A 22376-nucleotide genomic window follows, 5' to 3' on the forward strand; every position below is an offset into this window, starting at 1 on the left:
TACAATTATTTTGCTTTGATGACAGCAGGAATATACCCCTTGTGGGCTAAGGCTTTTTGCCCAATGTCTGATAAAACAAAAGTAGTAAAAGCCTTTACCTTATTTTCATCATTTTTGGTATGAAAGAAGTATAACTCTCTGATAATGGGATATTTCTTATCAACTGCATTTTTGAAACTTGGTGTAATAAAATTAGTCCCATCAAAAGAAACGGCTATAGGCTTTACAATGTCTTCTAAATAAGCCAGTCCTATGTAACCTATCGCTCCTTTGGTTTGGCTCACAGACTGCACAATGCCCGCCGTAGCAGGGGAAGAGATTGCCGTATTAGTAAATTCTTTTCCGTCTAACACATATTCTTTCATGAACTCATAAGTCCCTGAACTTGATTCTCTTGTATAAGGCACTATTTTCAAGTCCTCGCCTCCTACTTCCTTCCAATTGGTGATTTTCCCTGTAAAAATTCCTTCCAACTGCTGCCTTGTCAAGTTGCTTACTTTGTTGGAAGGGTGAACGATAATAGAAAGTGCATCGAAGCCTATGACAATTTCTTTGATTCCTTTTTTTGCTTCCTCGAAAGAGATTTTTTCCCCCATTTTCATTGCTCTCGAGGACATCGCTATATCGGTAGAGCCGCTTTTGAGGGCATTAATACCTGTCCCACTTCCTCCACCAGTAACAGCTACGGGTACGCCTCCTTGCTTAGTGGTAAAAATTTCCGCTAATTCCTGTACTAAGGGAAGCATAGTATCACTTCCTTTGACTTTGATTTGGGCAAAAGACAGGTTAGCTGTATATAGAAAATATAAAATAGCTACAAATTGGAAAAATTGCTTCATTTGGTAAACTAAAATTTGATAAAATAAAAATGAAAATTTTTGGGACATCAATTAAAATGCAAAGTTAGGGAAGCAATAAAAGATGGAGGTAAAGAAGGCATGAATAAACCTTTAAAAAAGCCCATCTAATGTTAAGAAATTAAGAATTTTTTAAAAGATAAAACTGCCTTAGAGAGCCTTCTGAGGGGTATTTGTCTAAAAACACATACCTTTATATTCACCTAAACTAAAAATTAATTTAATTTTGACAAAATATCTATTTAGCTTTGCAAGGTTTTTGTCTTAGCAAACCAACAAATAATTAATAACCAAAAACTTACAATATGTTTGAGTTAGAAACTACTCTCCTCATTCTTTTACTTATTACCCTTCTTGCCGCTTTCGGTTTTGAGTTTGTCAATGGATTTCACGATACTGCTAATGCTGTAGCAACAGTTATTTATACTAATTCTCTTTCTCCTGTGCCTGCGGTAGTGTGGTCGGGCTTTTGCAACATGATGGGAGTGCTTTTAGGTGGGATTGGAGTAGCTATGGGCATAGTAGATTTATTACCTTCTGACCTCCAAGTAGGGCTAAGTGCGAGGGAGGGCATCCTTATGGTTATGGCTTTACTTACAAGTGCCATTGCTTGGAACTTAGGAACTTGGTATTATGGAATCCCCTGCTCAAGTTCCCATACTTTGATAGGCTCTATCATTGGCGTAGGCTTAGCTTACTCTATGTTGCCTAACCAAGCCTTTGGTTCAGGAATCAATTGGAGTAAAGCAGGCGAAATAGGTATTTCTCTACTTGTTTCTCCTCTCATTGGCTTTACTTTCTCGGCTTTGCTACTTATTTTAGCTAAAAAATTTATTAAAAATCCTGCTTTGTTTAGAGAACCCGAGAAGGACAAACGCCCCCCAGCTTGGATTAGAGGAATCTTGATGCTGACTTGTACAGCCGTAAGTTTTGCGCATGGGAACAATGATGGTCAAAAAGGCGTAGGTTTAGTCATGCTTATTCTTATATGCAGTTTACCGACCATTTACGCTATCAATTTACAATCAGATAATTACAAAGAGCTACCTGCTTTGGTGCAAACGATAGAAAAAAAAGTAAATAAGCCTGATTTGCAGATAGAAACCCATAAACTGACCGCAGTAAATAAAAATCTTTCTAACCTCAAGGAGTTATTGAAAAGCGAAAGCAATAAAAATGCTCAATTCATTCGTGTAGAAATAGCTAATTTGATAAAATCGCTCAAAGGGTCTAAAAATCAATCTCCAAAACTTAAAGAGGCAAGTGAAAAAGTGCAATCCACCATCCACTATGCTCCTTTTTGGGTAATTCTTGCAATTTCGCTTTGCTTAGGTATAGGCACAATGATAGGTTACAAACGAATAGTGGTTACTATTGGGGAAAAAATAGGAAAAACACACATGACCTATTCGCAAGGGGCGGCGGCAGAAACCGTAGCGGCAGGAACGATTGCACTTTCTTCCTTCTTTTCTGTACCCGTTAGCACTACCCAAGTGCTTTCCTCTGGCGTAGCAGGAACGATGCTTGCCAATGACGGCACACAAAACTTGCAGATGGGAACGCTTAGAAGTATTTTCTTAGCTTGGGTACTTACTTTTCCTGTTACTGTGGCACTTTCAGTTACTTTTTTCTTTGTCTATAGATTGCTGTTTTTATAAGATGAAAACCTGTCAAATTTCCAAAATCTGACAGGTTTAACTTTTGAGAAATTTGCTTATTTTTTTAAAACTCAGCACTCTTTGGTGTACGAGGGAAAGGAATCACATCGCGAATATTGCTCATACCTGTTACAAACATCAGCAATCGCTCAAAACCCAAGCCAAAGCCTGAGTGGGGCGCACTGCCAAATCTACGCAAGTCTAAATACCACCACAGCGACTCTTCAGGCATATTCAATTCCTTGATTCTTTGTTCTAATTTTTCTAATATTTCCTCTCTTTGCGACCCCCCTATGATTTCTCCAATACCGGGGAACAGTACGTCCATAGCTCTTACCGTTTCTCTCCCAACTTCCTCATTTTCATTTTGTTTCATGTAAAAAGCCTTAATGTTTTTGGGATAATTGTAAAGAATGACAGGTTGTTTGAAGTGCTTTTCTACCAAGTATCTTTCATGCTCAGATTGCAAGTCTATGCCCCATTTTACTTCGTATTGGAACTTGCCTTTTTTATGGTGATTAGAAGAAAGCAAAATGTCAATCGCTTCAGTATAAGTAATTCGTTTAAAGTCATTTTCTACCACAAATCTGAGCTTTTCTACCAAACCCATTTCGCTTCTTTCTTCTGCTTTTTTTTGGCTTTCCTCTTTGGCAAGTCTTTCATCTAAAAACTTTAAATCATCAGGATAGTTTTCTAAGGCAAAGCGTACCAAATACTGGATAAACTCCTGAGCTAAGTCCATATTGTCCTCTAATTCATAAAAAGCCATTTCGGGTTCTATCATCCAAAACTCGGCTAAGTGGCGTGCTGTATTGGAGTTTTCTGCCCTAAATGTAGGTCCAAAAGTGTAAACTTCGCCCATTGCCAAAGCACCGATTTCTCCTTCTAATTGCCCAGAAACAGTCAGGTTAGTTTGACGACCAAAAAAGTCTGCGGAGAAATCCACTTCTCCTGTTTCTGTCAAAGGTGGATTTTTGGCATCTAAGGTAGTTACCCTGAACATTTCCCCTGCCCCTTCGGCATCGGAAGCGGTAATTATCGGGGAATGAAGATAATAAAAGCCTTTCTGATGAAAAAATTGGTGAATGGCAAAAGCCAAGCCATGACGCAGACGCAAGACAGTGCTAAAAGTCTTGGTACGAGGGCGGAAGTGAGCATTTTCCCTTAAAAACTCCATGCTGTGGGCTTTGGGTTGCATGGGATATTTTTCAGGGTCTGCTGCCCCCAGAACCTCTATGCTTTCTGCCTGAATCTCTACACTTTGCCCAGAGCCTTGCGATGGAATCAGTTTGCCATCCACAGAAAGACAAGCTCCTGTATGTACGAACTTGATGCTGTCTTCGCCTAACTTTTCTAAGTCCACGACTATCTGCATATCGTGAATGGTAGAGCCATCGTTGAGTTGGATAAAAGCAACCCCTTTGCTTCCTCTTTTCGTTCTTACCCAACCTTTTACGTTGATTGCTGACTGATACGCCTGACTTTTTAAGGCTTCTACTATTTTTGTGCGTTTCATGTTTTTTGCTTTGTATTTTGAGTTTGTGTATATCAAGTAGGTCTTTTTAGTTTTAACCCATTAAATGCAATTTTTGAGTACTTCTATCATTTTTTCCATTTCTTCTTTATTCCTTAGCCTAATTTCATAGCGTTCAGAACCCAAACTACCCTTTTTCTTTTGTCCCTCTCTTACCCTATCTTCTACCAAAAGACCATTAATATTTGTTAAATCAATATTTGTATTAATCTGCAATATTTGTTTACTCGCCACTTTTCCCGCATAGCCTATGGCAGAGAAAGTATGTTCTTTAAATTCAACTTTCAACAAAACTTGTTTAGGAGTAATTTTTACCTCCCCTAATGTTTTAAGCCAATGATAAAAAACGAGAAAAACATCTTTACTTTCCTGTTTCAAGTTGAAAAAACGGTCAATTTCATATAAGTCAGGGTCTTGATTGACTATTTCTTTTACTAAACGAACTTTTTTGCTATCAATATTCTCTATTTTCTCATCGTCAGGGTCGTTATTGAGGTAGTCAATAAAAATCAAATCTTCTTCGAACCAGAAATATTTAATAAGTGTAATGTTGTTTTCTTTATTTTTCTTAACCCTATCTATCTGTGTGGTGGAAAATTTTTTAGCAATTAGCACAATTTCTATTTGCTTTAAATCCATTTCTTGAAATTTGGGCAAATCAATATTGTATTGCTGTGTAGTTTTAAGATATACGTCAGCGAAATTATCTTCTATATACTCTTTATAATCACCTACTTGTTCGGTTATATTTTTGTCATACTCTTTTTTGAGTTCAAAGACAACAAATCTTTTAGATTTTGGATTATAAGCCAAGATGTCAATTCTTCCACCTGTGCCAATGCTTCTTACTCCCCCTTTTAAAGGAAATTCGCTTGATATGAGGGTAAGATTGGGAAACAAAACCTTCCAATTTTCACAAATAAATTTATTCAGCTCACTTTCAGGCTTATTAATTTGTTTCAAAAATTTTTTCCCAACAGATGAAAATAATTTAGGCATCTTTTTCTTAGTAATCAATTATTTATGTACCCAATTCCTTCCAAAAAACTTGCAAAACAAGTATTTTTCTTGGACTTTCGCAAATTTGCAAAATTGACAAATCTTTTTTATCTTGCTATTTCATTGAATTTGCGAAGATAATGAAACAAGCAGAAGTCATAGATATTCAGACTATACAAGATACTTCCCTTCCTGAAATAACCATGCTTCCTTTGCCCTCGCAAGAGGAATTGGCCGCTCAGGAGCGTGCTGAGAAAGAGCGAAAAGAAATATTGAAGCGGTATAGGCTTATTTTGCGTCATGCTCGTCCTCGCTTAAAAGAAGGAGATGCCAAGAAAATCAAAAAAGCCTTTGAAATTGCCTTAGAAGCACACAAAGACGTAAGGAGAAAGTCTGGAGAGCCATACATTTATCATCCTCTGGAAGTAGCGCGCATCGTGGTAGATGAGATGGGTTTAGGGGCGACTTCTATCGTTTGCGCTCTTTTACACGATGTGGTAGAAGATACAGAAATGGAGTTGAAAGACATTGAGGGGCAGTTTGGGACAAAAATCGCCAAAATCATAGACGGGCTGACCAAAATCAAAGATGCCTCAGATAAAAGTCTTTCGATGCAAGCAGAGAACTTCAAAAAAATGCTTTTGACCATTTCTGAGGACATCAGAGTAGTATTCATCAAAATTGCTGACCGCTTGCACAATATGCGTACTTTGGAGAGTATGCCCAGAGATAAGCAGTTGAAAATCAAGTCAGAAACAGAATATGTCTATGCTCCCTTAGCCCATCGCTTAGGACTTTACACGATTAAATCTGAGTTAGAAGATTTGTGTTTAAAATTTTCAGATAGTGCTACTTATCATGCAATAGAGGACAAGATTAAGAAAACCCAAGCAGCGAGAGACCGATTTATCAAAGAATTTATCAAGCCCATAGAGGAAGCCTTGCATAGGTACAATTTTAACTTTACTATCAAAAGTCGCTTAAAATCTATCTTTTCCATTTGGAACAAAATGCAAAAGCAAGGTATTCCCTTTGAGGAAGTCTATGATTTGTTTGCGATTCGCGTAATTGTAGATGTGCCTTTGGAAGAGGAAAAAGCGGCTTGTTGGCGTATTTATTCTATCATCACGGACTTTTACCAGCCCAACCCTAATCGGCTCAGAGATTGGATAAGTTTTCCAAAATCAACAGGCTATGAATCCTTGCATGTTACTGTCATGAGTAATATAGGGCAATGGGTAGAAGTGCAGATTCGCACCAAACGCATGGACGATATTGCAGAAATGGGCTTGGCGGCGCATTGGAAATACAAGGAAAAAAATGGGGTAAGCAATCACGAATCGGGCATAGAGGAGTGGCTGAAGAAAGTACGAGAAACCTTAGAGCAAAACGATGTCAATGCCTTAGAGTTTTTAGATGAGTTTCGCCGCAATCTTTTTACCGAAGAGGTGTATGTTTTTACGCCCAAAGGAGATTTGAAAACCCTGCCAATGGGCGCAACCATTTTAGATTTTGCTTTTGAAATCCATACGGAAGTGGGCGCGCGATGCTTAGGTGCAAAGGTAAACCAACGCTTAGTTCCACTTAACTACCGCTTAAAAAGTGGCGACCAAGTAGAGATTTTGACTTCTACAAAAATCAAGGCGAATGAAGACTGGCTCAAACTCGTAGTTACGACAAAGGCACGCAATAAAATCAGAGAATACATCAAGGAAGGGAAAAAAGAAATCATCAAAGAAGGCAAAGAGATAGTAATGAGAAAGTTGAAGCAAATGAAACTCGCTTTTTCTCATGAAGTTTTATTACAATTATTAGATTATTTTAATAGTAAGTCAGAATCAGAGTTTTTTTATGCTGTAGGGAAAGGTACGATAGACCACACCCTCATCAAGAAATTCCAAGACAAATCTGAAGAAGAAAAAGTAAACAGAACTCTTCCTCAACCTAATACAGATGTATTCAAAGCAGATAAAAAAACAGGAAAAAAGGAACTTAAAGAAATAGTAATAGGTAGGCAAGGCGACAAGATAGCATATTCATTATCGCAGTGTTGCAATCCTATACCCGGCGATGAGATTTTTGGTATAGTTACTGTAAGCAAGGGTATCAAGATTCATCGTACCAACTGCCCCAATGCCGTCAATATCATGGCTTCCTTTGGCGACCGCATCATCAAGGCGCGGTGGGCAGACGATAAATCTCAAGTATTTGATGTAACACTGAAAATCATTGGTACAGACCGCTTAGGTTTAGTTAGTGATGTTACAAGGGTAATTTCTAATCAACTCAAAGTCAATATTACTTCGCTTTCTTTTGAAGTACATGCAGGAGTATTTGAGGGAACTATCTCGCTTTCTGTTTATGATACTAAGCAAGCCGATGACATGACCGAACAGCTCAATAAAATAGAAGGCGTAGTAAAGGTTACAAGGTATAATTATTAAACTTTTTTAACTCTATAAACCAATGAATCAACAACTTGCAAATCAATTCGCAGAATTTGAAAGTAAACGAAAGACTTTGCTCTCTCAACTGCAAGCAGTAGCAGAAAAAAAACTACATGTAGAGCCTCACGGGAAATGGTCTATTATTCAAAATATGAATCATTTAATTCTTTCTGAAAGTGGCATACTTACATATTTGAAAAAGAAAATACAAGGAGTAGATACTTTGAAAGAGGCAGGTTTGGCAAGTTGGTTTGCCTATCAGTTAGTTCTTCTTTATTCTGCTTTGCCTTTCAAAAGAAAAGCCCCCAAAGGCATTGACCAGCCCTCTAATGAAGAAGATTTGGCGACCATCTCTGCAAAGTGGGATAAACTAAGGGAAAGTTGGAGAGAATTTATCAGCCAAGTGCCAGAAAATCAATTGAAAATAGCTATTTTCAAACACCCATTCCTCAGTACTCGCTTAAACATTTATCAAACAATCGGCTTTATGGAAGCACATTTTGAAAGACATTCCAGACAGATAGAAAATATTTTAAAATCCTAATCCTAACTTCTTATGAAGAAAATAGCATTTTTATTTGTATTTATTTTTTGCTTTCAAATGAGTTACGGGCAGAAAGTAAAAAATGAGAACATTCCCTTAGCTGTAAAAGATGCTTTCCAAGTACTTTATCCCAATGCTGACAAGGTAAATTGGGGAAAAGAAGGGCAAAATTATGAAGCAAGTCTGAAGATGGATGGAAAAGAAATCTCTGTCGTTTTTGATTCTGCTGGTAAGCTACTTGGAAAAGAGGAAGATATTGAAATAAGTGAACTTCCTGCTAATGCGAGAGAGTACCTTAGCAAAAGCTTTCCTAAGAGCAAAATCCGTGAAGTAGAAAAAAAGACAAATGCTCAAGGAATCATTATTTACGAAGTAGAGATAAAAGGAAAAGAGTTAATTTTTGATGCAAATGGTAATTTTGTCAAAGAAACCAAAGATTGATATTATTTATCAATTTACGACATAATTTAATATAAATCATTCATTTTAAACATCTTTACATGAAAGCACTCCTTTGCAAAGAGTTTGGAACTCCCGATAAACTGCTCATAGAAGAAATAGCCTCACCGAAGGCGGGAGCAGGTCAAGTAGTCATTAGTGTAAAAGCGTGCAGTGCTAACTTTCCTGATGTGCTGATGATTCAGAACTTGTACCAATTCAAACCACCCTTGCCCTTTTCTGTGGGTGGAGAGGTAGCAGGTATTATCAAAGAAGTAGGTGAGGGTGTCAAACATCTGAGTATAGGGGATAAAGTCATTGCGCTTTGTGGTTGGGGCGGCTTTGCAGAAGAAGTAGTGGTAGATGCTCGCCGATGCGTTCCTCTGCCTGTTTCTATGGATTTTACTGTTGGGGCTTCATTATTGTATAATTATGGAACTTCTTATCATGCCTTGAAGGATAGAGCAGGTTTAAAATCAGGAGAAACTCTGCTGGTACTTGGTGCGGCAGGAGGAGTAGGGCTGGCGGCTGTGGAGTTGGGCAAACTCATGGGGGCAAAAGTTATTGCAGCGGCAAGTACAGAGGAAAAATTGGCAGTTTGCAAAGAAAAAGGAGCAGATTTTCTGATAAACTACTCAAAAGAAGATTTGAAAGAAAAAATCAAAGAGATTACAGAGGGTAGGGGAGTAGAGCTGGTATATGACCCTATTGGCGATAGATATACTGAACCTGCCTTGCGTTCTATGGCTTGGAAGGGACGTTATTTAGTAGTAGGTTTTGCAGGGGGCGAAATTCCGAAAGTTCCTCTGAACTTAGCTTTGTTAAAAGGATGTGCGATTGTGGGGGTATTTTGGGGGAGTTTTACAGAAAAAGAAACACAGAAAAGTAGAGAAAATCTTATCGAGTTAGCCAATTTTTATGCAGAAGGAAAAATCAATCCACACATCTACAAGACGTATAGCCTAAACGAGGCACCGCAAGCCTTGTGGGATTTGATGAATAGGAAGGTGATAGGCAAGGCGGTAATCTTGATAGACCAGCCTTCTGTTGTTGCTGCAAATCTTTCTGCTCCAAAGAACGAAAAGCAAGAAGTTCCCTATACGCAAACCGAAAAAGGAGTGATTTTTCATCAACTTTCAGGTCTCAAATCGTTCAAAGGCAAAGCGTTAGGAACATCTGATTGGCTGGTAGTAAGTCAAGAAATGATAAATAATTTTGCTAAGGCTACCCTTGACTCCCAGTGGATTCACTTAGACGAGGAGAGAGCCAGAAAAGAATCTCCTTTTGGGAAAACTATTGCACACGGCTTGCTTACTCTTTCACTTATGCCTCAGTTTTTGTATCAACTATTGCAAATCGAGGAGGCAAAAATGTCAGTGAATTACGGTTCAAATAAGGTTCGCTTTATTACCCCTGTGCCTGCGGGAAGTCGTATTCGTATGAAAGCTACTTTGAAAGAAGTGGAAGAAGCAGCACAAGGTATCAAACTATTTATTGATGCAAGCATAGAATTAGAGGGTGCGGAAAAACCTGCTTGCGTGGCGGAACTCATCAGTTTAGTCTATTAGTATGTTCCTTTGTACTTATGGTCGCCATGTTTGTGCATAGTTCTTTTCAATGGAATTTGCATACCGTTAGTACTTTCTAACCAGTCATAAATCTCCCCTGTAAGTTGCTTAATCAGCGGTTCGTGTTCAGGACTTTTGATGAGGTTATTCATCTCCTCTGGGTCTTTTTCCAAGTCAAAAAACTCATTGGTATCCCAAACTCCATGATAGCGAATGAGTTTGTAGCGGTCAGTGCGGACAGCGTGCATCGTTGGGGTTTGAGGAAAACTGTATTCCCAATAGTATTCGTAAAAAATCTTTTTTCTCCAATCAGAAACCTCTTTGCCTTGCACTATGGGCAATACAGAACTACCGTGCATCTGTGTAGGCTTTTTTATTCCTGCTAACTCGAGGATAGTAGGGGCGATGTCAATATTTTGAATCATTTGTGGGGTTTTGCTTCCTGCTTTGATGAGTTTTGGGTATCTCATAAGCAAAGGAACACGCATAGACTCCTCGTAAGCGTGTCTTTTGTCTATCAAGCCATGCTCGCCAAAACTAAAACCATTATCGCCCATGTAAATTAGGAAAGTATTTTCTGTTAATCCATTCTTATCTAAATAGTTTAATACCTCTCCTATGCTTTCGTCTAAACTATGCAGAGTTTCGCAATAATCATATACGAAGTCCTCAAAAGTAGTAGCCCCATGATAAAGGTAATCTACCCCATGCCAACTGTATCTTTGGTTTTTTACCCATTCTGGAATAAGCATATTTTGTTGGTTCTCGGCACTTTTTAATATCTCGGGTTTAGTCAAACTAAAAGTGGTGGGGTAATTAATTTTCTGACCATGATATTTGTTTTTATGCTTGCGGGCAGGGCGGAACTCCGAGTGAACTGATTTGTGAGAAAGGTAAAGGAAAAAGGGCTTATTTTTATCTCTTTTATCTATCCAGTCCAATGCGTACTGATTCAATACATCTGTGATATAAGCACTATCTCCATGTGCTACTTTTTTCCCATCTACATTGAGTGTTGGGTTGTAGTAAACGCCTTGCCCTTTGAAACTTACCCAATGATTGAAGCCTTTGCGTGGCTGGTCGTCGTCATGCCCCATGTGCCATTTCCCTACGAAAGCTGTCTGATAGCCTGCCTTTTGCAGGTATTGAGGAAAATAAGTCAAGTTAGGAGGTTCAGGGGCATAATTGTCCACAATGGTATGGGCATGGGTAAACATTCCTGTCAAGATACTTGCACGAGAAGGGGAACAGAGTGCCGTAGTTACAAAAGCATTTTGACAGTGCGTTCCTTCTTTGGCAATGCGGTCTAAGTTAGGTGTTTGTAGCCAAGGTACACTATTGTTCATAAAACTCATGAAATCATAGCGATGGTCATCGGATAAGATAAAGATAACATTACAAGGTTTTTCTATCTTTTTAATTTGCGCTATTTTGTTATTTTCCTTAGCTACAAAGGCAAATTGTGAAAAAATAATGAGCAAAAAAGTAAAGTAACGCATAGAATTTTTGAGTTTAGGTTTTCTTCTTATGTTAGTTTTTACACAAGTTAGCTGGTGGTGCTTTCAAATGTATGATAATTTTATGTGTTGAAAAAATCTGCTCTCATCGGTATGATTCTGTGTCATCAGTGTTCCAAAATAGAATACCAATCATACGGATTTAGCTGATAAACACAGGTTTTTATTAATAAGTATGTCCAAAAATTTTATTTTGGTAAGTTCCATATTTGCTTGCTTCCTTATATACCCAAATAATGCAAGTTAGTATTTTTTTGCCTATTAAAGAAGTTTGTTTGCTTTATCTAAAACTAATATTTTCACAAAAATTATACGCAAAATTAGTATTTAATTTTTGTATTTTTGGCTTTGGTTTAAAGCATATTATTAAAACAATAGTACACATGAAATATATTTACTCATTGGCTTTCTTGTTTTTCTTACTTCCCTTCACTCCAAGTAAGGCTCAGGTAGTAAGTACAAAAAAGCACAAAATTGTGATGCAGTTAGTAAGTAACGATACTTCGGTTTATCGCATGCTTATCAGGCAGTTAGGCAATATTAAGAAAGCTGCCCCCAACGCCAAAGTAGAAGTGGTGTGCCATGGTGGAGGCATTTATATCTTAGACAAAGAAAAAACAATTTATACCTCTGAAATAGAAGAATATGCAAAAAATGGTGTAACTTGGGTGGCTTGCGAAAATACCATGCGAGAACGCAAAATTCCAAAGGAAAAATTGCTATCTATCAGTTCTACTGTTCCCTCAGGAATTTTTGAAGTAGTATTGAAACAAGAGGCAGGTTGGAGTTATCTAAAAATAGGATATTAGCTTAAATTACAAGTTGCTTATGCTCAATAGCACCATTTTAATCATAGATGATGAACAAAGCTACTTAGACATCATTACCAACACACTTAAAAGCAAGAATCACAGGGTTTTACAGGCTTTGAATGGGCGAATGGGGTGCAAGGTAGCAGAGCGATTTCTCCCTGACATAATCATCATGGACTGGGAAATGCCTGAGATGAACGGCATTGAGGCAATAAAATATTTGAAACAACAGCCTGCCACCCAAGAAATTCCTATCATCATGGCTACGGGAGTAATGACGGCTGTAAAGCATTTGGAAACTGCCTTAGAAGCGGGAGCTATAGACTATATTAGAAAACCCATAGATCCCATAGAACTCTATGCACGCATCAATGCTACCCTAAAACTCTCCCGCTCTTATAAGGAAATCAAAGACCAAAAAATAAGTCTGGAAGACCTCAATCGCGAAAAAGACGGCATGATAGGCATTGTTGCTCACGACTTGCGCGCACCCCTGAACCGCATCATGGGCTTGACTGAAATTCTCAAAATGAGTAATACCTTTGAAAAAGAGCAAGCGAATTATATAGAAATGATAGAAAAAATGTGCCATTCAGGAATTTCACTGATTCGCGACTTGCTGGTTATCAACAATGTAGAATACGAAAGCCAAAAGCTAAACCTTAAAGAAATTGCTCTTTATGACTTTATAGCTGATTTATTGAAAAACTATGAGTCCCACGCACAGCAAAAGCAAATTAAGATTCATTTAGAAAAAATAGATATTTCTATCTTTTTAGAAACTGACGAGTCTTTCTTAGGTCGTATTCTGGACAACCTCATTTCCAATGCGTTAAAGTTTTCTCATAGAGGAAAAAATGTATATATCTCTATAAAAAATACAGACACCAAAGTTCAAATTGCTATCAAAGACGAAGGGCAAGGCATTAGCCCGGAAGACCAACAAAAGATGTTCAAGAAATTTCAAAAACTCTCCGCAAGACCTACGGGGGGGGAAGAGTCCACAGGTTTAGGTTTGGCTATCGTCAAATCTTTGGTAGATAAACTAAATGGTAATATTCAATTTATCAGCAACTTAGGAGAAGGGACAGAGTTTATCATTGAATTTGATAGAGTGTTTGCAAAAGGATAATATAGTTTTTAATAGATTGTAAAATCTGCTATCAGAAAAGAAGGAACTTAACAACTTCTAATTCCTTTCTAATCCAATTTTCGAGGTAATTTATAAAATCTGATATAACTTTATCACAAGTTTTTAGGTGGATGCAATAGTAAAGGAACGCAAGGACTTCGACAACAAGCTATGGGTCTTTGCGTTTACCTTTTTATGGATTGTGTGATTGATTTTTCAGAGATTACCTTTTCGTAAAAATAAATTTTTCCAGTATATTTTTTTGATTTTCAGGTATTTTCATCAAATTAGAAATGAGCCAGCCCGTGTTATTCCCTGTGCGATTAAAGTTGGACACTTCAAAATACCAATTATTGATTTGCAAAAAATGAAACTTTACTTCTGCTACAGTTTCAAATCTCAGCGTATTTTTTTTCATTTCATAGAAAAAAATACTTAGCATATCAGGCTGATAGCCTTTTTTGGTATAAAGTTCTACATCTCGGAGTGTTTCAAATGCCCTAATCAGGTTCATAAAATCTATTTCATGGCTTTGTGGGTGTAAGAATTTCTTACTTGCCCCAGTAGTATCACCAAGAAAAAGATTGTTAAATGCAGGGAAATACACATTAGAAAGTACCCACTTGCTTCCTAAACCTTCTTTTTGTAGTTCTAAGAAAAGAGTAACTACTTCAGGTTTACCCAAGTAAGTAAAATTGGCACGAACCTCAGCAAACCATCTTCCTCCATGAAAATCTAAAAATTGACCTGACTCTTTGGAAGTAACCGCTTGGATAAATTCATTGCGAAGATTAGTTGTAAATGATTGATTTTCGTTATTGAATAGCAAGTTAATGTACTTTTTTCTTTGTTCTGTTTCGCGGTACATTTTGTCTGTACTAAAATAGGGTTTGCCATTCCTGTCTTCCTCATTATTGAAGCGGCGGAAAAATTGGCTCATTTGCTTGGTAGCGGCATAAAACGGGGTTTCATCTCCTAAATAGGTGCCTAATTGCTGGGCATGACTTTCTAAATGAAAAGTCAGTAATATAAGCACAAAATAAGCAATGGGGTTTATTTTCATACCTTGGATTATTTTCAGTAATGAGTTACTTTGTCTAATTTTCTACTTTATTGTATAAAAGTGAAAATGTAAACGTAGCAAGTACTTACTTATGCAAAGTTAAATCAAATTAAGCAAAATTGTGCTGTAAAATTTTTATTTTATCTAAGTATTTGTTAATCATGTAGATATGCTTCTGCTTCTATTTCTACCAAATACTCCTCACCAATGAGTTCTGCCTTAACCAAAGTATTGACAGGTCGAATATCTTTGAACCTTACCCCGTGTGCTTTGGCTACAGCTTCCCAATCATTGATGTTACGAATAAAAATACGTGTGCGAATGACATCTTCTAATTTACTTCCTAAGGATTGCAAAGCACCCTCTATTTTGTCTATGATAAAATGAGTTTGTGAGGCAGGGTCTTTGCCCCCAATGACTTGATTCCCATGTGTAGCGGTAGTTCCTGAAACGACTATTCTGTTACCTTGTTTGATAGCGCGACAGTAACCTGCCATGTCCTCCCAAACAGTTCCACTCATTACTTGAATACGTCCGTCTTTTCCTATCTTAGTGGTGTAGGGTAGGGGAGAGTCTTGCCCTATGTGATGACTTAAATCCCCTGAGGCAGTCAAGAAAGGAGGCTTTCTGTACTCGTCCCCACAATCCCCTGCAATTGGACGCAAGTTTTGCAATGTAGCTTCTATTTTTTGTTTTTCCTTTTCAGATAAAGTATTTTCTAAAATTCGCAAGTTAGATTGGATATGCTCTCTTTGGCTCGGTCTTGCCCCGATGATAACTCCACCTACTCCCTCTTGCTCTAATATATAAAGGCTTGCTATGTTGGCTATATCCAAAGACTTGCCTCCAGCAATATCATCTAATACTTGAAGTAAATCTTGAAAATCTCCCCAACTTCCTGCTTGGTCTATGAAACGCTTGTATTTCATTTCTGACCATGTAGAGAGCGTAGTACTGGTAGGTTCAGGTTTGTTTAGCCATTTTTCGCTCAAAAAGCCACCTGCTATTGTGCCAAAAGCCAATACTTTTACTCCATATTGCTGGCATAAACTTAACATTGTTTGTTTGGCTCTTTGGTCTAAAAGGGAGAAAGAAATTTGATTAGAAACAACTTGAATCCTGCTATCCAAGACCATTTTCAAATGTGCAGAATCAAAATTAGTCAAGCCAAGTTCGTTGATAAGTCCTTCTTTTTTAAGTTCTTGTAAATAAAATAAGTGGTCTAACCAAACAGGATTGGCATAGTTCCACGCATGATATTGCAGTAGGTCTAACTGCTCCACCTGTAATCTTTTCAAAGAGGTTTGCACAGCCTCTCTTACCTCCTGCTTATTAAACCTACCTAACTGAGGCACCCATTTGGTTAGGAGTTGTATTTGATTTTTAGGAACATATTTTTTATGTAAAGTACCCGCAATGAGTTCGGCAGAGCCGTAGTGGTCTGCCATATCAAAGGTAGTAAGACCTGCCTCCACATAGGGAATCAAAGCCCGTGCTGCTTCATCTATGTCTAACTTGTTGCCGTTTCGCTCCATGTCAGCGACTTGCCACAAGCCTGTAATTACATTAGAAATAGAAAGATGGGGGGATAGTGATGTGATTTTCATATTATTAGATAATTTAACTTCAACAAAAAATGGAATGTAATTTATTTACATTCCATCGCTTTTTATGTATTTTAATTTCCTTTCTCTATCTTATTTTTGAAGTACTCATAGGTGAGCTTTAATCCTTCTGCTCTATCAACTTTTGGCTCCCACCCCAAAATTTCCCTTGCTTTGGTAATATCGGGACATCTTTGTTTAGGGTCATCTTGTGGGAGCGGGTGGTAAACCAATTTCTGCTTTGTACCTGTCAGTTTGATGATTTCTTCTCCAAACTCTTTGATAGTAATTTCACTTGGGTTGCCTATGTTCATAGGTAGGTGATAATCAGATAATAACAATCTATATATTCCATCAATAAGGTCATCTACATAGCAGAAAGAGCGGGTCTGGCTTCCATCTCCAAATACAGTCAAATCTTCTCCTCTAAGTGCCTGAGCCATAAACGCAGGAAGTACACGCCCATCGTCCAAACGCATACGAGGTCCGTAAGTATTGAAAATACGAACGATACGCGTTTCTAAGTTATGATAGGTATGGTAAGCCATAGTAATTGCTTCTTGGAAACGCTTGGCTTCGTCATATACCCCTCTGGGTCCTACTGAGTTTACGTTGCCCCAATATTCCTCTGATTGGGGGTGAACGTGAGGGTCGCCATATACCTCTGAGGTAGAAGCAACCAAGATACGTGCTTTCTTTTCTTTGGCAAGCCCTAAAAGATTATGCGTTCCCAAAGATCCTACTTTCAAGGTCTGAATAGGCATTTTGAGGTAATCTATAGGACTGGCTGGGGAGGCGAAGTGCAAGATGTAGTCCAATTTGCCCGCTACGTGAACAAATTTACTAACATCGTGATAGTAAAATTCAAATTCTTTAAGAGGGAATAGATGCTCTATGTTTTCTATATTCCCTGTAAGCAAGTTGTCCATGCCAACTACCTGATACCCTTCTTTAATAAATCTGTCGCAAAGATGAGAACCAAGAAACCCTGCCGCACCCGTGATGAGAACCCTTTTCATGTAGTATTTTGTATTTTGAAAGATGATTTTGAAAAGAAATTTGCTTTTAAACCTTGCAAAATTAGAGATATTTTTAAAATGTCAATAACTTTTCTAAGTTAGTTTTTGTTTAAATCGTAAATAAAAACACTAAGACCATGAAACATCTACTACGTTCCCTACTTTTTCTGGTGCTTGCTTTTCCCTCTTTTGCCCAATATCATCTCATAGGTGATGCTACTTATATGAATCCTGACTGTATCCAACTTACCCCTGACATAGAATACAGCGAAGGAATTGCCTATTATAAGACCAAACTCAACTTGGAGAACTATTTTCAGGTTGAGTTTGATATTTATTTGGGCGACAAAGACGAGGGAGCAGACGGAATTACCTTTGTAATTCATGACGATGAGCGGCAGTTTGAGGCTTATGGTACTTGGGGTGAGTGCATGGGCTATGGAAGGTGGAGCAGAGATATTTTTTATGGCACTTTTATTTATCCTTCTATTGCCGTAGAGTTCGATACCTACCAGAATTGGCGACAAAATGACCCAGCTTCCGACCATGTAGCCTATTTGGAGAATGGCACCAATTTCCATACTACTTATTGGAACAATAAAGATGAAAATTTTGACTTAGAAGATGACTATATGCACAACTTTAGATTCCGCTGGGAGCCTGACATCAAACAGATTAGTGTATATTTGGACGATAAATTGGTGTATAGAGGTATTAGGGATTTGATAAAAGATATTTTTCAAGGGCAAAAATACGTAATTTGGGGATTTACTGCCTCCACAGGTCGCAAGCACAACCTCCAATACTTTTGTTTGAGAACTTTGACGCTAAACAAGTAAAATAATACTTTATGTAAGTAATTGATAATAAGATACTCACAAGAAAAATACTCTTTTTCCAAAAATTTCTCCTGTAAAAATAAAAAATAAGGTCGTAGCGATTTTGCCTTATTTAAATCCTATTTTTGCACCAACTTATAACTTAAAACTCATAACTCCCATGTTTAAACCAACTCAGGGGAAAACCTACCCCACTATTACGCAATCTCGTGCCATCATTCGCTTCCAAGACTGCGACCCCTTTCAGCACTTAAATAATACCAATTATTTCAACTATTTTTTCAATGCAAGAGAAGACCAAGTAGGTCATCTGTACGATTTTAATGTATCAGAACTTTACAAAGAATATCATACAGGATGGGTAGTCTATAACCACCAGATTTCTTATATTCGTCCTGCTATGCTGGGCGAGTGGGTACAGATTTTCTCAAGCCTGATATATTACGATGAGGATACCGTAGTAATAGAATATTTTATGACTGATGATGAGCGAAAGCAGCTGAAAACCTTGCTTTGGACAACCATGAAGTATATAGACATGAAAACAGGCGGGAAAACGCCTCACCAAGAAAAAGCGGTACAATACCTACAGGCAATTCTGCACGATGAATTTGACTACAAGCAAACAGATTTTTTTACTCGGATTCGCCAACTCAAGGAAAAAGTAAAAAATTCACTACCTTTGTAAAATAGTTCCGATTTTCCAAATTGGGTAGTATAAAGTAGCTCTGACTTTCTAAATCAGATAGCATAATCCAAACCAGAAACAAGTAACTATAAACCATAAAAATACAAAAAACTATGATGGACATGATGAAAATGCTTGGAAAGATGAAGGAAATCCAATCCAAGCTCAAAGATGCTCAAGACCAATTAGCCGATATTATTGCAGAAGGCGAGTCGGGCGGGGGAATGGTCAAAGCAGTAGCCAATGGGAAAAAGCAAGTCCTTAAAATAGAGATAGATAAAGATATTGCTAAACCTGAAGACGTAGAAATGCTACAAGATTTGGTAGTTGCCGCAGTCAATCGTGCCTTAGAAGCCGTAGAAGAAAAATCTAAAGACTTTATCCAAAAAGAAACAGAGGGGCTGCTCAATATCCCTGGTATGGATTTGAATAGTTTGATGAAAGGATAGATGCAGACCAAAGTTGCAGTAGTCATTCTTAACTACAACGGAAAGAAATACTTAGCCCAGTTTTTGCCTTCGGTCATAGCTTATACGCAGGAGGCAAAAATTATTGTAGCGGACAATGGCTCTACAGACGATTCCCTTGTTTTTCTTTCAGAGCAATACCCTGATATAGAGGTAATTGCAATGAGTCAGAATACAGGATTTAGCACAGGCTACAACTTAGCTTTGCGGCAAGTAAAAGCGGAATACTATGTTTTGCTCAACTCCGACATAGAAGTAAGTCCTCATTGGCTCTCTCCTTTGCTCAGACTTATAGAAGGGAATCCTCAAATTGCCGCTTGCCAGCCTAAAATCAAGGCTTTTCATGCCAAGCATCAATTTGAACACGCTGGAGCAGGTGGGGGATTCATAGATATTTTTGGCTTCCCATTTTGCAGAGGTCGGATATTAGACCTGACCGAAAAAGACCTTGGACAGTACGACGACAACAAGGAAGTTTTTTGGACTTCGGGGGCTTGTATGCTCATTAGGGCAAATTTGTATCATGAATTAGGAGGTTTGGACGATGATTTTTTTGCTCACATGGAGGAGATAGACCTTTGCTGGCGGCTAAAAAATGCAGGATATCATCTTTTTTACTGTGGGGAAAGCGAGGTTTTTCATGTGGGAGGTGGCACGCTTTCCTACCAAAGCCCTAAAAAATTGTACTTAAACTTTCGCAACAGTTTGGTCATGCTGGTAAAAAATACGCCTTTCCCTGCTGTGCTTTGCCTTACTTTTTTACGCATGGTCATAGATGGAGTAGGGGGGATTTGGTTCTTATTTAGGGGAAATTGGCGAAATTTTTACGTAGTTTTGCAATCACATTTTTACTTTTATAGACATTTTTTTAGCATTTTGCAAAAAAGAAAAAAAGCCCGAAGCGTAGCGAAAACAGACGTACACCCGCAAATTTTCAAAGGAAGCATTGTTTGGGAATATTTTATAAAAAAGAAAAAAAAATTCTCTGAAATTATTAATTCTCAATGAAATGGAAAATGAAAAAACACCTATCCAACTGCCTTTTCTCCTCAATGCAGTCTTAGTTTTAGTTGGACTCATTGCCTTTTTTTTTGTCTTAGACATTGGGGCAGGTATCCTGATTCCTTTGGTTTTTTCCTTTATTTTTTCGCTTTTTCTCTACCCACTTTGCAGGAAATTAGAAGGTTACAAAATCCCAAGAGCCTTAGCTATTTTGATTTGTTTGCTTTTAGTGATTGCAGTACTTTCTTTGGTTTTTTGGATGATATACGAGAATATTCTCTCCTTTTCTGCCGACCTCCCCAAGATGCAGGAAAGAGGTCAGGAGCTGGTTACTTCTCTGCAAAAATTCATAGAAGAAACCTTCCAACTCACTTCTGAAGGACAAATCGAGTGGCTAAGACAAAACCTACGTAGTTTTGTCAATACTGGCGGACAAATGCTCAATGGAGTGATTAATACTACCACTAACTTCCTTGCTCAAATTTTTCTGATTCCTGTTTATACTTTCTTTATTTTATTATATCGCCATGTGTTCAAAGGTTTTTTAGACCGAGTTTTTGATGTAGAACACCATGAGAAAGTAGGGCGTATTTTAGTGCAGATTGAAACCGTTATACAAAAATACATCGTAGGGCTAATAACTGTAGTTTCAATTATTGCAGTATTGAATGTAATTGGGCTGATGAGTATTGGTATCAAACACGCTGTATTTTTCGGCGTTTTTGCTGCATTTCTGACCATTATTCCCTACATAGGGATTTTCATAGGTTCGCTTTTACCTATTTTGTATGCCTTAGCCATGACGGATAGCCTTTTTTACCCTGTAGCAGTGCTAATCTGGTTTCAAATTGTACAGGTATTAGAGGGCAATGTCATTACGCCCAATATAGTAGGCTCTCAAGTCAGTATCAATCCCTTAGTAGCTATGCTTGCCTTGCTGCTTGGAGGGAGTTTGTGGGGCATAGCGGGAATGATTATTTTCGTACCTTTAACTGCCATGCTTAAAGTCGTTTTGGACAATATCCCTGCTCTTTCGCCTTATGGTTTCCTTCTTAGCGAGGGCGAAAACAAAGTACCTAAGTTCAAATCTAATCTATTTTTGAAAAAACTGTTGTTTTGGGAAAAGAAGAAAACTGAATAATAGATAAAAGTGCTAAGACAAGGATATTATGTGAATTGAAATTGTTATATAATAGTATTTATGTAAATTATACATAATATAAATTATATAACTAACTTATTCTTTAAATAATATATAACAAATCTATCAGTACAAATTGTCCAAAGACATACGCAAATAACGATTAGTAGCAAAATAAGCACTTAAATAACAAATAGATGTACCCACAATTAGTAAAAAAGAAAAAAGAAAACTAATTTTTAAATAGCTTTGTACTATTTTTAACTCTTTAAGATACAAGTTGAAAAAATAAAGCAAAACAACAAGCAACAAACATGCTATCAGACCTCCAAGAAATCCTTGAGAAGCGGCGCGCTTTAAAAAAGGTTTCTTAATAAAAGAATCAGTAGCCCCTACTAACTGCATGCTTCTAATAAGGAATCTTTGTGAAAATAAAGCTAATTTGATAGCATTGTGAAGCAGCAAAACAACAACGCATATAAGTATCGAGGCAAAAAGCATAATTAGCAAGCCAATAGTGTTAAGGTTTTGATTAATTTTTTCAATGACACTTTCCGAGTAAACTACCTCATAAATACCTGCAATAGCTTCTAACTGTTTGCTTATTTGATTGAGCTTTTCTTTACTGTAATAATTCCTTTTGATATTAACTAAGTAAGCATCTCTCAAAGGGTTAGCACCTAAAGATTCTATGAAATTTTCTCCTATATCCTCAGCGAGTTTTTTTGCTGCTGCTTCTTTGGATAAAAACTTAATGAGTGGTTTTTGACCTTCTCTGTCTATTTCTACAAAATCTTGTTTACTAAGATTTTCAAATATTTGCGATTGAGAAACGGAATCTATGTCGCGTTCCAAATACACTTGAATTTCGACATTTCTTTGTAAAATATCTACAAGCGTAGTAGTGTGTATAGCAAATAAGCCAAACGCCCCTATCATAAATAAGGCTGTTGTAATAGTGATAAGTACGCTTGCTGTGGGGTAACTTCCTAACTTCTTTGTGTTCATCTATAAATAAGACTATTATTTCATCTATCTGCAAATATC

General features: G+C 37.5%; 20 protein-coding genes. 12 read left to right on the forward strand and 8 right to left on the reverse strand.

The window, feature by feature from the left end:
• Nucleotides 1–5 precede the first annotated feature (5 nt).
• Nucleotides 6–839 carry a phosphate ABC transporter substrate-binding protein gene (locus BM141_RS16570; protein WP_091548627.1) on the reverse strand — a complete coding sequence of 278 codons (834 nt, stop codon included), beginning with the start codon at nucleotides 837–839 and terminating at the stop codon, nucleotides 6–8.
• 323 nt (nucleotides 840–1162) lie between these two features.
• Here BM141_RS16570 and BM141_RS16575 point away from each other — a divergent pair, with 323 nt between their 5' ends.
• Nucleotides 1163–2515, forward strand: a complete 1353-nt coding sequence (locus BM141_RS16575; protein ID WP_091548587.1) for an inorganic phosphate transporter — start codon at nucleotides 1163–1165, stop codon at nucleotides 2513–2515.
• Nucleotides 2516–2579: 64 nt separating this feature from the next.
• Here BM141_RS16575 and asnS read toward each other — a convergent pair whose 3' ends face one another.
• Together asnS and BM141_RS16585 are read right to left on the reverse strand one after the other, a co-directional pair.
• Nucleotides 2580–4031: an asparagine--tRNA ligase gene (gene asnS, locus BM141_RS16580; protein WP_091548588.1), complete on the reverse strand. Its 1452-nt coding sequence runs from the start codon at nucleotides 4029–4031 to the stop codon at nucleotides 2580–2582.
• A 60-nt stretch (nucleotides 4032–4091) separates the two neighbouring features.
• The gene (locus tag BM141_RS16585; RefSeq protein WP_221407698.1) at nucleotides 4092–5012 is read right to left on the reverse strand and encodes a PDDEXK family nuclease; all 921 of its coding nucleotides are present in this window, start codon (nucleotides 5010–5012) and stop codon (nucleotides 4092–4094) included.
• Between the two features lie 239 nt (nucleotides 5013–5251).
• On the opposite strand from BM141_RS16585, the gene BM141_RS16590 reads away from it, so the two are divergent.
• The 4 genes from BM141_RS16590 to BM141_RS16605 are packed head-to-tail and all read left to right on the forward strand — an operon-like array spanning nucleotide 5252 to nucleotide 10045.
• On the forward strand, nucleotides 5252–7492 hold the full coding sequence (locus tag BM141_RS16590) for a RelA/SpoT family protein (protein ID WP_091548628.1): 2241 nt from the start codon (nucleotides 5252–5254) through the stop codon (nucleotides 7490–7492).
• Nucleotides 7493–7514: 22 nt separating this feature from the next.
• Nucleotides 7515–8039: a DinB family protein gene (locus BM141_RS16595; protein ID WP_091548590.1), complete on the forward strand. Its 525-nt coding sequence runs from the start codon at nucleotides 7515–7517 to the stop codon at nucleotides 8037–8039.
• 12 nt (nucleotides 8040–8051) lie between these two features.
• A complete protein-coding gene (locus BM141_RS16600) occupies nucleotides 8052–8480 on the forward strand; it encodes a PepSY-like domain-containing protein (RefSeq protein WP_091548591.1) in 429 nt (142 codons plus the stop codon).
• A 59-nt stretch (nucleotides 8481–8539) separates the two neighbouring features.
• Nucleotides 8540–10045: a zinc-binding dehydrogenase gene (locus tag BM141_RS16605; RefSeq protein ID WP_091548592.1), complete on the forward strand. Its 1506-nt coding sequence runs from the start codon at nucleotides 8540–8542 to the stop codon at nucleotides 10043–10045.
• Here the strand turns inward: BM141_RS16605 and BM141_RS16610 are convergent.
• Complete coding sequence (locus tag BM141_RS16610; RefSeq protein ID WP_091548593.1) at nucleotides 10042–11544, reverse strand: sulfatase family protein; 1503 nt, start codon at nucleotides 11542–11544, stop codon at nucleotides 10042–10044. The two genes, BM141_RS16605 and BM141_RS16610, sit on opposite strands and share 4 nt — an antisense overlap.
• A 401-nt stretch (nucleotides 11545–11945) precedes the next feature.
• Between BM141_RS16610 and BM141_RS16615 the strand changes: the two genes are divergently transcribed.
• Together BM141_RS16615 and BM141_RS16620 are read left to right on the forward strand one after the other, a co-directional pair.
• Nucleotides 11946–12371: a DsrE family protein gene (locus BM141_RS16615; RefSeq protein WP_091548629.1), complete on the forward strand. Its 426-nt coding sequence runs from the start codon at nucleotides 11946–11948 to the stop codon at nucleotides 12369–12371.
• A 19-nt stretch (nucleotides 12372–12390) separates the two neighbouring features.
• Complete coding sequence (locus tag BM141_RS16620; RefSeq protein WP_091548594.1) at nucleotides 12391–13506, forward strand: hybrid sensor histidine kinase/response regulator; 1116 nt, start codon at nucleotides 12391–12393, stop codon at nucleotides 13504–13506.
• Nucleotides 13507–13729: 223 nt separating this feature from the next.
• Here the strand turns inward: BM141_RS16620 and BM141_RS16625 are convergent, their stop codons facing one another.
• From BM141_RS16625 to BM141_RS16635, 3 genes are all read right to left on the reverse strand, one after another.
• On the reverse strand, nucleotides 13730–14569 hold the full coding sequence (locus BM141_RS16625; RefSeq protein ID WP_091548595.1) for a hypothetical protein: 840 nt from the start codon (nucleotides 14567–14569) through the stop codon (nucleotides 13730–13732).
• A gap of 155 nt (nucleotides 14570–14724) precedes the next feature.
• Nucleotides 14725–16176, reverse strand: a complete 1452-nt coding sequence (locus BM141_RS16630) for an aldo/keto reductase (protein WP_091548596.1) — start codon at nucleotides 16174–16176, stop codon at nucleotides 14725–14727.
• Between the two features lie 71 nt (nucleotides 16177–16247).
• A complete protein-coding gene (locus BM141_RS16635) occupies nucleotides 16248–17192 on the reverse strand; it encodes a UDP-glucuronic acid decarboxylase family protein (RefSeq protein ID WP_091548597.1) in 945 nt (314 codons plus the stop codon).
• A gap of 137 nt (nucleotides 17193–17329) precedes the next feature.
• Between BM141_RS16635 and BM141_RS16640 the strand changes: the two genes are divergently transcribed.
• The 5 genes from BM141_RS16640 to BM141_RS16660 all read left to right on the forward strand — a co-directional run bounded on the left by BM141_RS16640 (nucleotide 17330) and on the right by BM141_RS16660 (nucleotide 21329).
• Nucleotides 17330–18031: an L-type lectin-domain containing protein gene (locus BM141_RS16640; RefSeq protein WP_091548598.1), complete on the forward strand. Its 702-nt coding sequence runs from the start codon at nucleotides 17330–17332 to the stop codon at nucleotides 18029–18031.
• Between the two features lie 160 nt (nucleotides 18032–18191).
• Entirely contained in the window at nucleotides 18192–18719 is a 528-nt protein-coding gene (locus BM141_RS16645) for an acyl-CoA thioesterase (protein ID WP_091548599.1), read from the forward strand.
• A gap of 122 nt (nucleotides 18720–18841) precedes the next feature.
• On the forward strand, nucleotides 18842–19168 hold the full coding sequence (locus BM141_RS16650; protein ID WP_317039482.1) for a YbaB/EbfC family nucleoid-associated protein: 327 nt from the start codon (nucleotides 18842–18844) through the stop codon (nucleotides 19166–19168).
• Complete coding sequence (locus BM141_RS16655; protein WP_091548601.1) at nucleotides 19169–20194, forward strand: glycosyltransferase family 2 protein; 1026 nt, start codon at nucleotides 19169–19171, stop codon at nucleotides 20192–20194. It begins immediately after the preceding gene.
• Nucleotide 20195: 1 nt separating this feature from the next.
• The gene (locus BM141_RS16660) at nucleotides 20196–21329 is read left to right on the forward strand and encodes an AI-2E family transporter (protein ID WP_091548602.1); all 1134 of its coding nucleotides are present in this window, start codon (nucleotides 20196–20198) and stop codon (nucleotides 21327–21329) included.
• Nucleotides 21330–21455: 126 nt separating this feature from the next.
• On the opposite strand, the gene BM141_RS16665 is transcribed toward BM141_RS16660, so the two are convergent.
• Entirely contained in the window at nucleotides 21456–22337 is an 882-nt protein-coding gene (locus BM141_RS16665; protein ID WP_091548603.1) for a cell division protein FtsX, read from the reverse strand.
• Nucleotides 22338–22376: the final 39 nt, after the last annotated feature.

It is taken from the genome of Thermoflexibacter ruber, from assembly GCF_900113045.1.
Classification (GTDB): domain Bacteria; phylum Bacteroidota; class Bacteroidia; order Cytophagales; family Thermoflexibacteraceae; genus Thermoflexibacter; species Thermoflexibacter ruber.